8 protein-coding genes are annotated in these 13,368 nt (G+C 68.3%); 3 read left to right on the top strand and 5 right to left on the bottom strand.

Features of this window, described 5'->3' with window-relative positions; translation table 11 throughout:
* Window positions 1-77: 77 nt before the first annotated feature.
* Window positions 78-551, bottom strand: coding sequence for an RcnB family protein (locus tag B9Y82_RS01315; RefSeq protein ID WP_100471260.1), 474 nt, complete (start codon window positions 549-551; stop codon window positions 78-80).
* 253 nt (window positions 552-804) lie between these two features.
* On the opposite strand from B9Y82_RS01315, the gene ettA reads away from it, so the two are divergent.
* From ettA to B9Y82_RS01300, 3 genes are all read left to right on the top strand, one after another.
* Window positions 805-2,469, top strand: coding sequence for an energy-dependent translational throttle protein EttA (gene ettA, locus B9Y82_RS01310; RefSeq protein WP_005408049.1), 1,665 nt, complete (start codon window positions 805-807; stop codon window positions 2,467-2,469).
* A gap of 83 nt (window positions 2,470-2,552) precedes the next feature.
* The gene (locus B9Y82_RS01305) at window positions 2,553-3,869 is read left to right on the top strand and encodes an NCS2 family permease (protein ID WP_100471259.1); all 1,317 of its coding nucleotides are present in this window, start codon (window positions 2,553-2,555) and stop codon (window positions 3,867-3,869) included.
* A gap of 81 nt (window positions 3,870-3,950) precedes the next feature.
* Window positions 3,951-4,955, top strand: coding sequence for a DUF4434 domain-containing protein (locus B9Y82_RS01300; protein ID WP_202908108.1), 1,005 nt, complete (start codon window positions 3,951-3,953; stop codon window positions 4,953-4,955).
* Here the strand turns inward: B9Y82_RS01300 and B9Y82_RS01295 are convergent.
* The 4 genes from B9Y82_RS01295 to wecB are packed head-to-tail and all read right to left on the bottom strand — an operon-like array spanning window position 4,949 to window position 13,316.
* Window positions 4,949-7,783, bottom strand: a complete 2,835-nt coding sequence (locus tag B9Y82_RS01295) for an NfrA family protein (protein WP_100471257.1) — start codon at window positions 7,781-7,783, stop codon at window positions 4,949-4,951. The genes B9Y82_RS01300 and B9Y82_RS01295 overlap by 7 nt on opposite strands.
* Window positions 7,780-9,927, bottom strand: a complete 2,148-nt coding sequence (locus B9Y82_RS01290) for a glycosyl transferase family protein (protein ID WP_100471256.1) — start codon at window positions 9,925-9,927, stop codon at window positions 7,780-7,782. Before B9Y82_RS01290 ends, B9Y82_RS01295 begins: the two co-directional genes overlap by 4 nt.
* A 6-nt stretch (window positions 9,928-9,933) precedes the next feature.
* Window positions 9,934-12,135, bottom strand: coding sequence for a cellulose biosynthesis cyclic di-GMP-binding regulatory protein BcsB (locus B9Y82_RS01285; protein WP_100471255.1), 2,202 nt, complete (start codon window positions 12,133-12,135; stop codon window positions 9,934-9,936).
* On the bottom strand, window positions 12,132-13,316 hold the full coding sequence (gene wecB, locus B9Y82_RS01280; RefSeq protein ID WP_100471254.1) for a non-hydrolyzing UDP-N-acetylglucosamine 2-epimerase: 1,185 nt from the start codon (window positions 13,314-13,316) through the stop codon (window positions 12,132-12,134). The genes B9Y82_RS01285 and wecB overlap by 4 nt, the downstream gene beginning before the upstream one ends.
* Window positions 13,317-13,368 lie beyond the last annotated feature (52 nt).

Here is a 13,368-nt window from a genome sequence, read left to right as displayed (position 1 = left end):
GCCCCGTATGGTTTCGATTGATGGTGTGGGGTCAGAGCCCTTTCCGTTGGAAAGGGATCCGACCCCGGCCGCGATCCTCAGCGGCTGCTGAGCACGTACTGGGCGATCACACCGGTGGCGATGGCGACCAGCAGCATGTTGCCGCGGTCGTCGCGGATCCAGTGATGGCCATGCGGCGGGCGACGCAGGTGGTAGCGCGGGTAGTCGTTCACCACATAGATCGGGCCGCGGTAGTAGTCGCGATAGCGGTGGCCGACCTTCCAGCCATAGCCGGGCCCATAGGCCGGGCGATAGACCACGCGCGGCGGTGCCGGGCGGTAGTAGCGGTCATGGTCGCGGTGCCATTCACGGCGGTCATGGCGGTAGTCGCGCCGGGCTTCACGGCGATCCCGCTCCCAGTCACGGCGGTCATGGCGCCACTCGCGGCGATCCTCGCGCCACTCGCGGCGGTCATGGCCACGGCGGTGGTCGTCGTCGGCGAAGGCCGGGGCCACGGCGCCGAGCGCCAGTACAGAGGCCACGGCGCTGGCCATTACTCGATTGATGCGCATGTCAGACCTCTGCATGGGTGGGTGGTGAGCCCATATTGCGCACCCGATCTGAACCGTTTCCGGCTGGAAACGCTTCCTGCTGCAGGACTGTGACGCGGTATTCAGGCCGCGGCCAGCCCGGCGCCCCCTCCCGGGCGCGGCCCGGAACCGGTTCCGGCTATAATTGGCGGTATTCCATTTCAGTCTGTGCCCGCTGCCGCAACGGGAGGTTCCCGTGACGGGTCGGGTGCAGGACCGCGCCTACGGAGACCGCATGTCCTCGCAATACATCTACACCATGAACCGCGTGTCCAAGGTGGTCCCGCCCAAGCGGCAGATCATCAAGGACATCTCGCTGTCCTTCTTCCCGGGCGCGAAGATCGGCCTGCTGGGCCTGAACGGCGCCGGCAAGTCCACCGTGCTGAAGATCATGGCCGGCGTGGACACCGATTTCGAGGGCGAAGCCCGCCCGCAGCCGGGCATCAAGGTCGGCTACCTGGCGCAGGAACCGGAACTGGACCCGACCAAGACCGTGCGTGAAGCGGTCGAGGAAGGCGTGGGCGAAGTGCTGCAGGCCCAGGCCGCGCTGGAAGCGGTGTACGCCGCCTACGCCGAGGAAGGCGCCGACTTCGACGCGCTGGCCAAGGAACAGGAGCGCCTGGAAGCGATCCTGGCCGCTGGCGACGCCCATACCCTGGAAAACCAGCTGGACGTGGCCGCCGATGCGCTGCGCCTGCCGCCGTGGGATGCCATCGTCGGCAAGCTGTCCGGTGGTGAGAAGCGCCGCGTGGCGCTGTGCCGCCTGCTGCTGCAGAAGCCGGACATGCTGCTGCTCGACGAACCGACCAACCACCTCGACGCCGAGTCGGTGGAATGGCTGGAACAGTTCCTGGCGCGCTACACCGGCACCGTGGTGGCGGTCACCCACGATCGCTACTTCCTGGACAACGCCGCCGAGTGGATCCTGGAACTGGACCGCGGCCGCGGCATTCCGTGGAAGGGCAACTACACCGACTGGCTGACCCAGAAGGATGAGCGCCTGAAGCAGGAAGACAACCAGGAAAAGGCTCGCCAGAAGGCGATCCAGAAGGAACTGGAGTGGTCGCGCCAGAACGCCAAGGGCGGCCGCACCAAGGGCAAGGCCCGTCTGGCCCGCCTGGAAGAGCTGCAGTCGGTCGATTACCAGAAGCGCAACGAGACCAATGAAATCTTCATCCCGCCGGGCGAGCGCCTGGGCAATGCGGTGATGGAGTTCAAGAACGTCTCGAAGAAGTTCGGCGATCGCCTGCTGTTCGACAACCTGAGCTTCCTGGTGCCGGCCGGCGCCATCGTCGGCATCATCGGCCCGAACGGTGCCGGTAAGTCGACCCTGTTCAAGATGATCACCGGCCAGGAAAAGCCGGACACCGGCGAGATCGTGGTCGGCCCGACGGTGAAGCTGTCCTACGTGGACCAGAGCCGCGACGCGCTGGAAGGCAACCACAACGTCTTCCAGGAAATCGCCGGCGGCCTGGACATCCTCAACATCAACGGCATCGAGATCCAGTCGCGCGCCTACATCGGCCGCTTCAACTTCAAGGGCCAGGACCAGCAGAAGATGGTCGGTTCGCTGTCCGGTGGTGAGCGTGGCCGCCTGCACATGGCCAAGACCCTGCTGCAGGGTGGCAACGTGCTGCTGCTCGACGAACCGTCCAACGACCTGGACATCGAAACCCTGCGTGCGCTGGAAGATGCGCTGCTGGAGTTCCCGGGCAACACCTTCGTCATTTCGCATGACCGTTGGTTCCTGGATCGCATCGCGACCCACATCCTGGCGTTCGAAGGCGACTCGCACGTGGAGTTCTTCCAGGGCAACTACCGCGAGTACGAAGAAGACAAGCGCCGCCGCATGGGCGACGACGCTGCGCCGAAGCGCCTGCGCTTCAAGGCGCTGAAGTAAGGCAACAGGAAAGGCCGCGCTCGCGCGGCCTTTCTCCTTCTGTGGGTCGCCTGCTTGCTGGCGACACCTTTGCGAGACGCCCCATGTCCCTGTTCGAGCGCCTGTTCCAGCTGCAGCAGCACGGCACCACCGTGCGCACCGAGCTGCTGGCCGGTGTCACCACCTTCCTGACGATGTCCTACATCGTCTTCGTGAACCCCGAGATCCTCGGCACCACCGGCATGGATGCGGGTGCGGTGTTCGTGGCCACCTGCCTGGCCGCCGCGCTGGGTTCGGCGGTGATGGCGCTGGCCGCCAACTTCCCGGTCGGCATGGCACCGGGGATGGGCCTGAACGCGTTCTTCGCATTCACCGTGGTCGGTGCCGCCGGCCTGCCGTGGCAGCAGGCATTGGCGGCGGTGTTCATCTCCGGCCTGGTGTTCCTGGTGCTGTCGCTGACCGGCGTGCGCGCATGGCTGGTGTCGGGCATTCCTTCGTCGCTGCGCTCGGCGATCGTGGCCGGCATCGGCCTGTTCCTGGCGATCATCGCGCTGCAGAAATCCGGCGTGATCGTCGGCAACGAAGACACGCTGGTGGCGCTGGGCCCGTTGAACACGGCGCCGCCGCTGCTGGCGCTGGCGGGTTTCCTGTTGATCGCGGTGCTGGAAGCACGCCGGATCCGCGGCGCGATCCTGATCGGCATCCTGGCGGTGACCGGCGCCGGCTGGGCGCTGGGCGACGTGCAGTACCAGGGCCTGGTCTCGCTGCCGCCGAGCCTGGCGCCGACCTTCCTGCAGCTGGACCTGCCGGGCCTGCTGCACCATGACGGCGGTGCGCCGATCGCGGTGCTGCTGCAGGTGGTGCTGGTGTTTGTGCTGGTGGAAGTGTTCGATGCCACCGGCACCCTGTACGGCGTGGTTGGCCGTGCCGGCCTGCTGAAGCTGCCGGGCGCGCAGAAGCGTTTCGGCCGTGCGTTGCTGGCCGACAGCACGGCGATCGTGGCCGGTTCGATGCTCGGCACCAGCAGCACCACGGCCTTCGCTGAAAGCGCCTCGGGCGTGCAGGTGGGCGGCCGTACCGGCCTGACCGCGCTGGTGGTGTCGGCGCTGTTCCTGGCCGCTCTGCTGTTCTCGCCGCTGGCGTCGATGGTGCCCAGCTACGCCACCGCGCCTGCCCTGCTGTTCGTGGCCGGGCTGATGCTGCGTGAGCTGGTGGAAGTGGACTGGAGCGACCTGACCGAATCGGTGCCGGCCGCATTGTGTGCACTGGCGATGCCGTTCACCTACTCCATCGCCAACGGCCTGGCGTTCGGCTTCATCGCGTATGCGGCGCTGAAGGCCGGCACCGGCCGCTGGCGCGAAGTGCATCCGGCGGTGTGGCTGGTAGCGGTACTGTTCACCCTGCGCTACGCGCTGGAATAAGCGCTGGGCGGTGCCGGCCGGCGGCAGGCACTACGCGCTCAGGTTCACCTGCCACGCACGGTGCTCTGGGATGATGCAGGCATGGTTCCGCCTGTCCTTCCCGCAGATCCGTCTTCGCCGTTGCGCCGGCGGCTGCTGCGCGCGTCGGTGCTGGCTCCGGTCGCCGGTGCGCTCGCCAGCCTGCCCGGCTGTTCGCTGCCGGTGCAGGTGGATGGCACCTTCCTGCAACCCTGGCGTAGCCACCTGCAGTGGGGCCAGGCCGACTGGCAGCGCTCGTTGAAGCTGGCCCATACGCTGGGCTGCCGGCAGCTGGTGCTGCAATGGACGGGCATCCTCGGTGGCAGCGACGGCGACTGGTCACTGTCGGACAGCAGCCTGCAACAACTGTTCACCGCCGCCAGCGAGAACGACATCCCCATCCGCGTCGGCCTGCCCTTCCAGCAACGCTGGTGGCAGGCTATCGGCGCAGACGACGCCACGCTGCAGGCCTTCCTGGCCGAGAGCCTGGCGCACGCACGCCAGTGGTTGGCACAGGCGCTCTGGGCGCAGCAGCCGGCCTTCGGGGGCTGGTACCTGCCCTACGAACTGGAGCAGTACCACTGGGCCGATCCGGCCCGCCAGCAATGGCTGGCGCAGTGGCTGCACGGCCTGGTGCAGGCCGCCAGCGCACGCGGCGGCGACTGCGCGATTTCCTGCTACTTCAGCCGCCTGCAGACCGACGGCAACCTGGTCACGCTGTGGCAGGCGGTGTTGGCACAGACCGCGCTGCGGCCAATGGTGCAGGACGGCGTGGGGGTGGCCGGCGCCGGCAACGTGCAGCAGCTGCAACCGCTGCTCGATCATTTCCACGCGCAAGGCATCGGCTTCGATGCGATCGTCGAGCTGTTCCGCGAACTGCCCGGCGGCCCGGCCGATGGCAGCGGATTCAAGGGCGAAACCGCCGATGCCGCACGCATCCAGCGGCAGTTGGCATGGGCACGCGGCAGCGGCGCCCAGCACGTGCTGGTCTATGCGCTGGAGCCGTGGCTGACCCAGGACACGCCGCAGGCGGCGGCGCTTCGGCGACGCTGGGGCGTGCCTCAGTAGTAGAGGATGGCGGTGGCGAACAACCCCTTGGCGCGCTGCGTATCACCACCGCCGATCGCGAAGCGGTACTGCACGGTCAGGTCCAGGTAGGAGCGCGGCGTGTTGTAGTGGTCCTCGCGGAACCAGTAGCGCACGCCCACGCCAGGGCCGGCGCCAAGTGACCAGCTGCGCTGCGTATCGTTGAGCGCGAACGACTGCGCCGGGAACAGCGGGTAGCGGATGTCGCGCACGCGCGAGCGCTGGTCCAGCCAGTCCGCTCCCACCACCACATACGGCGTGACCACCCAGTGGGTCTGCCCGGCGCCGAAACGGAAGCTGCGGCCCGCGCGCAGTTCACCGGCAGCGAACCACTGCTCGCGATGCAGCCGCCCGTTGGCATCGCCGATCCGCCGTACCGGCGTGCCATTGGCATCGAGCGCATCGAGGGTGAAGTGGGCGCCGTTGTCGTCCCAGGTGTAGCCGCCCTGCGCGTAGCCGCTGACCATCCACCACTGGTTCACATCGGTACGCAGATCGGTGCCGTGGTAATAGCCGTAGGTCAGGTAGGACATCCACCCGCCGGAACCGCTGGCCAGGCGGTAGCGGGCCAGCGTGCTGGCTTCCAGTGGTGGATGCCGGGCCAGCTGCAGGCGGCACTGCACGGCCGCCGATGCGGGATAGACATCGCCCGTGCGGGTGGCGCTGCCCAGGAACTGGCGGCGCTCGATGCCGGCGCTCAAACCGGTCTGGCCAAACGCGTAGCGCAGGCCGAACGAGGCGATGGTGGACGGCCAGCCGGTGGTCGAGCGCGAGTGACTGAGGCGCTCGGCGCGTGCACGCGCATCCGGCGTTGATTCGCCGGTGCACGGATCCACCGCACGGATCGATTCGTAGGTGCCGCCTTCGTCGTACAGCGTATTGAGCAGGCGTGCGTAGAGCTCCAGCGTGCCATGCTGGTCATTGAAGGCTGGTGGCCGCCAGAACGCCTCCAGCGTGCTGAATACCGAATCACCCGGCGTGCTGATCGCCGCCCCGCCGACATTGGTCGCCGCCTGGCGTGCTCCACGGAAGCCGGCCGAGGCGATCACGCCCCACTCGCGCGAATAGTTGGCGATGGCATTGCGCACGCTGAAGCGCTGGTGCCCATCCAGCGGCAGCTCACCGGCGTCTGCGCGGTCGATGGCGCTACGCAGCAGTGACACCGCCTGTGGGTGATCACCGTGGGCTGCACTCGCATATGCCTGGTCCAGCACCACGCTCTTCGGTGCCCTGCCGGTGGCCTCGGCGGCGCGGAAGTCAGCCAGTGCCTGCGCCGGCTGGTGCGCCTTCTGGTTGAGGTAGCCGCGCTGCATCAGCGCCTCCGCATCGTCAGGGCGCTGTGCCAGCGCCGCATCCAGGCGCTGCCGTGCTTCGTCCTGCTGGGCGCGGTTGCCCGACGCCAGCGTGGTGGTCAGCAGGCCTTGCAGTTTCGCGTCGTCCGGTGCGAGCTGCACGGCCTGCCGCGCCTCACCGATGGCCTCGGCGTAGTCCTGGCGCGCGTAGGCCGCGTAGGCACGCTGCGCGGCACCGCCATCGCCCTGCAGGTCGGCCGGCATCAGCTCGCAGCGGTTGCCGCTGTCAACAGGCTGGCAGTGCTGGACCGGTGCCGGGTAGGTCTGCGCGCTGATGGGGGGCAGCGCGCGACTTGAGCGGATCGCCCGGGCGCGCTGCTCGATGCCCTGCAGCAGCAGCTGCTGCGCGCGTGCATCACCCGCATCCGTTGGCAATGCCGACTGCAGCGGTGCCAGCAGCGCCGCGGCGCGCGTGCGGTCGGCGCTGGCCAGCGCCGCATCCACCGCCAGCAGGCGCACGTTGCGCAGCTGCGTTGTTGACCCCGGCGCAGCAAGTGCGCTGTCGAAGTCCTCATTGGCCAGCACGGTATTGCCCTGGCGCTGGCGCAGGTAGCCGCGCATCACCCGTGCATCGAGATCCTGGCCGTCGGCCTGCAACGCCTGGTCGGCACTGCGCTCGGCGTCGGCCAGCTGCCCCTGTTGCAGCTGCGCGGTAATCAGCAGCAACCGGTACGTGGCCACCTCCGGCGCCAGCTCGACAGCGGCACGTGCCTGCGCAACGGCCGCGGCATCATCCTGCGTGGACAGCGACCGATACGCCTGCTGGGCCTGCAGCAGCGCGCGCTGTCGATCCAGCGCCACGCGCCGGGCACGCAGCGCCTCGGCATTCGGCGCGCCCAACTGCAGCGCGGTGGCAATGGCGGCGTCGGCCTGTTCGGGCTGCTGCTGTGCCTCCAGCGCGGCCACCCACAGCAGTGCCCAGGCACCCTGCGTCGGCTGCTGCCGGAAGGCCTGTTCGGCCTTGCCGGCCGCTTCTCCCATCCGCCCGGCGTCATAGGCTGCGTATGCCTCGGTGGCCAGCGCGTAGGCCTGCTGCCGGCTACGGTCCGCGGCGCTGCCGGCCGGGCGCGATGGCGATGCAGCACGCGCGCCGGTACGGTCCGTGGAGGTGCTACGTGCAGCGGTGGCAGCCGCCAGCGCCGGCAACGCCGGATCCTTCAGCCCCGCATCCAGCGCGCGCCGCGCCTGCTGCTGTGCTTCTGCGCTACGGCCGAGCTTCTGCAGCGCATAGATCTGCAGCAGGCGCAGCCGCACCACGTCCGGGCGCAACCGGATCGCTTCGCTGGACTGCTGGTAAGCCGCGCGGTAGTCACCGCGCTCATAGGCGGCAAACGCCTGCTCGGCGATGCGGTAGGCCGCACCGGACAGCGGCAGTGCGGCATCGGCTTGTGCCAGCACCGGCGCGGCAGCGCTGGCCAGTGCCACGGCAATGACGGTGGACAGCAGCGTGGTCTTCATGCCGGCACGGCTCCGGGAGGCGGCGACTGCAGCGTGGCCGCACGCCGGCGCTGCTCCTGCATGGCCTGGGCCACGGCGTCTTCGGTGGCAATGCCCTGCTTGACCAGGTAATCGCCAATGCGTCCATCGCGCTGCGGCTTGTAGTCGTCCAGTGCAATCTCGAAGCGCGCGTGGTCGATCAGGCGCATCTCCACCAACAGGTCGCCCAGCAACGGTACGTTGTCCAGCTGCCAGTGCCGGTCACCGCCGATCAGGCGCAGGCCGGCGTTGATCTCGCTTTCGCGGGCGATGCTCTGTTCAATGTGGGCGCTGCGGGTTTCCTGCTTCAGCAGTGCCAACGCCTCTTCGGGCAATGGGCTGGCCACGGCCAGCCGCAGGGTGCCTTGCTGGCGCGGTGGCAGCGGCAGCATGCGCCATTGCACGCAGGCATCGGCGCTGACCGGGAACTGGCCGGCGCGCAGGTAGCCCACATCGATCACCGCGCGCTGCAGGTCGCCCTGGAAGGCGATGGCCTCGGCCAGCGTTTCATCATCCAGCCAGCCCTGGGTGAGCAGGATGCGGCCCAGCGGCTGCTGACGGCCGGCATGCTGCTGGTCCAGCGCCTGCTGCAGCCGCTCCGGTTCCACCGCCTGCCAGGTGGCCAACAGCTCGCCCAGCTGCTTGCGGGTCTGCACCAGCTGGGCGGCGTCCGGGAAGTCGTGCATGGTCTTGTCCCAGACCATGCGCTTGCCGAACAGCAGGTAGGCCAGGAACACCTTCCACGCGCGTGCGGTGGCCATGAAATTGATCATGTTGCCGACCACCATGCGCGGGATCGACATCAACGCATGCTCCCAGCCGTATAGCCGGTTGACGAAGTAGAAGCGCTGCACGACCCGGGTCGCCAGTGCCGCAGTGGTCAGCAGCGCCACGTTCATCTGCCAGGTACCGGCCTGGAACACGCTGGGGAACTGCATCGTCCACACCCCGGTCATCTTCAGCAGCCAGAACAGCAGCAGCTGCAGGAAGATGAGATAGGCGATGATGCTGACGAACGAGGTGATGATGCCCTTGCGGTCGCGCGCCAGCAGGTACTTGGTCGCCAGCGAACCACGCCAGCCCAGCGACTCCCAGCTCTGCAGGCCGATGCCCAGTACCCAGCGTGCCTTCTGCCGGTACGAGGCACGGAAATTGTCGGGGAAATATTCGCGCACGCACAGCGCCATCTGCTGGGTGCGCTCGCGTACCGGCCCCCAGCCGAACCACGACGGGCGGCGCACGCGGAACTGCACCGGGAAGCGCGCGAAAATCGACTGCATGCCCATCGCCGCCAACCGTGCACCCACGTCGTAATCCTCGGTGAGGCTGTCGGTGTTGAAGGGTTGGTTGTCGGTCTGCGCGCTCAGTGCCAGCAATGCCCGCCGCGAGAAACAGGTACCCACGCCCGCCGACGGCACCATGCCGGAAACACTTTCACGCACCACCAGATCCTTGGCGTGCCATTCGGCGAATTCGTCCATGTAGACACCGGCCACCAGCTCGTACCACTCGCGGTCCAGCGAGGTGACCGGCAGCTGGATCATGTCCTTGCGCGGCAGCAGGTAGTTGTAGAAGCGCAGTTCCATCGGGTGCAGCACGTCCTCGCTGTCGTGCAGGATCACCCCGGCGAACTCGATGTCGTGCCGCTTCTCGTAGTCGAAGATGGCCAGGATCAGCCAGTTCAGGCAGTCGGCCTTGCTGGTCGGCCCGTCGTGGGGCACTTCCACGCGGCGCAGGCGCTTGTAGCGGCGGCGCATGCGCTCGACTTCGTCCATGGTCTGCGGATCGTTGGGATAGGTGCCGACGAACACGACGTACTCGCGGTAGTCGAGCACGTTGATCATGTTCTCCACCATCTGCGCGATGACGTCGTACTCCATCCACGCCGGCACCATGATCGCCAGCGGCTGTTGTGGCCGCTGCAGCAGGTCTTCCTGGGTCAGCGGCCGGTACGCATCGCGGCGCTTGATGGTGAGCGCGCGCCAGCTCTCGCGTACCCAGTACCAGGCATCGATGAACAGGTCATCGAGGCTGGAGATGAGGATCAGCACGGCCACCGCCGCTGCCGTGGTTTCCAGGGCGGCGTAGTAGTTGGCCAGCTGGATGTTCCAGAACAGACCGTCCACGGTGGATCAGTGCCCTGTGTTGGCGGACTTGCGGCGGCGAACCTGGGTAACGCGGGCGGCCAGCAGCGCGAACACGATCACGCCGACCAGCAGCAGCAACCAGACCATGTGCCGTTCCCACTTCGATTGCGGATTGCCGTCCTGCGCGATACGCGTGCCATAGGGATCCTGGCGGTCGAATTCGCGCACGGCATCACTGCCGTCGAGCACGGCGAGATCACCGCGTAGCAGCCGGAACGGCGCGCCGAACAACGGTGCCTGCGCACCGAGGTCGCTGTAGAGCACGCCCAGCTGGCCGCCGGACGACCCCACCTGCACCACGGCAGCACGATCCAGCCCGCTGACATCCAGCAGCGGCTGCGGCTTCGCCCCGATCAGCAGATGACCATCCTTCAGGCCGGCCACATCAACACCGGAGGGCGCCACGCCGAACGCCAGCCATGGCGCGCCCGGGCTGACCGCGGCACCGGCATCGACCACCTTCAGTTCCGACGCCTCCGGTGACGCGCCCACGGCACTGGCCACCGCGATGACCTTGCCCAGCGAGGCCGGCGCATCCTGCAGCCAGGTGCCGGGCACGAACACCTGGTTGCCGCGCGACAGCTGGCTGCTGGCACCAACGAAGTCACTGCCCAGCGAACGCTTGGCCAGGGTCAGGTGGCTGCTGGGCAGGATCGAGACCGGATAGCCGGTGGCCGGGTCGTGACAATAGGGCCGCGCCGGCTGGCGCAGGAAGCTGACGCGGATCTCGTTGCGCGCCGAGAGCGCGTAGGCCGGCACCTTGGCCACCAGCCGTTGCGGCTGGCCATTGGCCGTCAGCACCTTGCCACCCAGCAGGTAATCGTTGAAGTAGAGGGTCGCCACCGCGCCCTGCCCGGCTGCGTTGGGCGCCGCCGAGACATCGATCACCACTTGCTCGGGCAGGCGCCCATCGGCCGACAGCGCGCCGAGGTCGAAGCTGGCGCTGCGATCGGCGCGGGTCACCACGTCCATCGTGCCGGCGATGTTGCCGAGCCGGCTCAACAGCACCTGGTCACCGTCCAGTTTCGGCGTGCCCGCTTGGCTGACCTGCAGGCTGCGGCCCAGCGCGTAGCTGCGCCACTGTTCGGCGAACAGCCCGGCGACCTTGCCTGCCGCTGCCGGGTCGACCACCAGCGTCGGACGGCCGGCAACGGCGACAACGCTGACCGAGACGTTGGCAGCGGGCTTTTCCAGCCCAGCCATGTCGGTACCGCGCCACGCAGCGAAGGCAGTGCCCGCATCGGCACCAGCAGCGCCGACCTGTACGGCCAGCGCGTCCAGTGCCGCGCTTACGCCGGCCCGCAGCGCATCGCTGCCGATCATCACATCGGCCGCCAGCGGCCCACTGTCACGCAGCGACAGCAGTGCGCCAACTTCGGCCAGGTCCTTGATCGCATGCGCGCGCTCGCCCGTGGCCAGCGCGGCGTAGGCCGGCACGCCCTGCAGGCTGGCCGGGATGCTGATGCCGGCCAGGTCGACGCTGTCACCGACCTTGGGCAGCGCCACCACCTGCACCTGCTTTCCGCCGGCCTGCAACGCGGTACCGATGCGCCAGGCGGCATCATAGGTTGGCGCCTGCAGCGCTTTGCCATCCACCAGCAGCCGCACCTGCGGTGGCAGCGCGCCCCACGCCTTGGCCACGGTGTCCACGGCACGGCCGTCGAAGCGATAGCTGAAACGCGAGTCCGGCGACAGCCGCAGCACGTTGGCCGGTGCACTCTGGTCGGCACACTGGTAGTCGGACACGATCGACCACCAGCCAACGCCCACCCGCACGAAGCCGTTCTGGCGGGGTTCGCCATCGATGGCCAGCAGCTGGCTGGCATCGCCCTGCGCGTCGGTGATCGAGCGCGCCGCGATCGGATCGCCATCGACCGACCACAGGCTCGAGGTCCGCCCGGCGTGGCCACGCACATAGCGCCCATCCAGCTGCAGCTGCGCATCGCGGGTGGCGACGCCGGCCGGCACCGGCAGGTAGACCTCGCGCTGGCTCTCCTGCCCGCTCAGCACGAGTGGTTGGCGGAAACCGAGTTCGCGCAGGGTCATCTGCCGGTTCACCGTGCTGTCGCCGCTCCATTCGGTGAACTGGCCGGCAACGCTGTCGGCGGCATGGGCACTGCCGACCACGCCCGACAGGACGAACGCAGCAGCGGAAGCAAACAGGGGAGAGCGGCCGGGCTGGGTCATGGCGTCACTTCACGGGGATGAGGGAGGGCGGCACCGCCGCGACGGAGACCGGGCGAGAATTCGGGAAGCGGCGCGCCGCGCAGGGCGGCAACGATGCGTGCGCTGGCACGGCCGTCGCCGTAGGGGCTGGCATCGGGGTCGAAGCGGGCCGGCTGCGGGGGTTGTGCCAATACCGCGTTGACCGCATCGACGATGCGCGAGGGCGTGGTACCGACCAGTGTCACCACACCGGCTTCGACCGCCTCCGGCCGCTCGGTGACATCGCGCATCACCAGCACCGGTTTGGCCAGTGCGGGCGCTTCTTCCTGCACGCCACCGGAGTCGGTGAGGATGACGTCGGCGCGCTGCATCAGGCGCACGAAGCGCAGGTAATCCTGCGGTGGCACCAGGTGCACGTTGTCCAGGTTGCCAAGGTGGGCGTTGACCGGTCCCTGCACGTTCGGGTTGAGGTGCACCGGGTACAGCACCTGCAGGTCCGGCCGCCGGGCCAGCTCGGCCAGCGCACGGCAGATGTCCTCGAAGCCCTGGCCGAAGCTTTCGCGGCGGTGGCCGGTGACCACCAGCAGGCGGCGTGCGGGGTCGAGCATGTGGAAGGGTTGGTCGGCCTGCGCGCGCAGTGCCGGATCGGCATCCAGGCGTTCTACGGTCTGCTGCAGGGCATCGATGACGGTGTTGCCGGTGACCAGGATCTGCCCGCCCAGGTGCTCACCGGCCAGGTTTGCGCGCGAGCTGGGCGTAGGCGCGTACAGCTGGTGGCCAATCACATCGATCACCCGCCGGTTCATTTCCTCCGGCCACGGCCGGTGGATGTCGCCGGTGCGCAGGCCAGCCTCGACGTGACCGATCGGAATGCGGTGATGGAATGCGGCCAGCGCGGCAGTCATCGCCGTGGTGGTGTCGCCATGCACCAGTACCCGGTCCGGACGGACCTGCGTGTAGAGCGCGTCAAGCCGTTCGAACAGCTTGGAACACAGGCCATTGAGGGTCTGGTTGGGCACCATGACATCGAGGTCGTGGTCGGCAGTGATCCCGAACAGCGACATCACCTGGTCGAGCATCACCCGGTGCTGGCCGGTGATGCAGACCACCGATTCAATGTCCGCAGCCCCCGCCAGGGCCCGCACCAGCGGTCCCATCTTGATGGCTTCCGGCCGCGTGCCGAACACCGACAGGACCTTCACCGCAGCGCTCCCGAAGGATGGTGCGGGGGGATGCAGGTAGCTGTAGCCACGT

Source organism: Stenotrophomonas maltophilia, from assembly GCF_002799155.1.
Classification (GTDB): Bacteria; Pseudomonadota; Gammaproteobacteria; order Xanthomonadales; family Xanthomonadaceae; genus Stenotrophomonas; species Stenotrophomonas maltophilia_R.
This window is presented reverse-complemented; position numbering and strand designations above follow the sequence as displayed.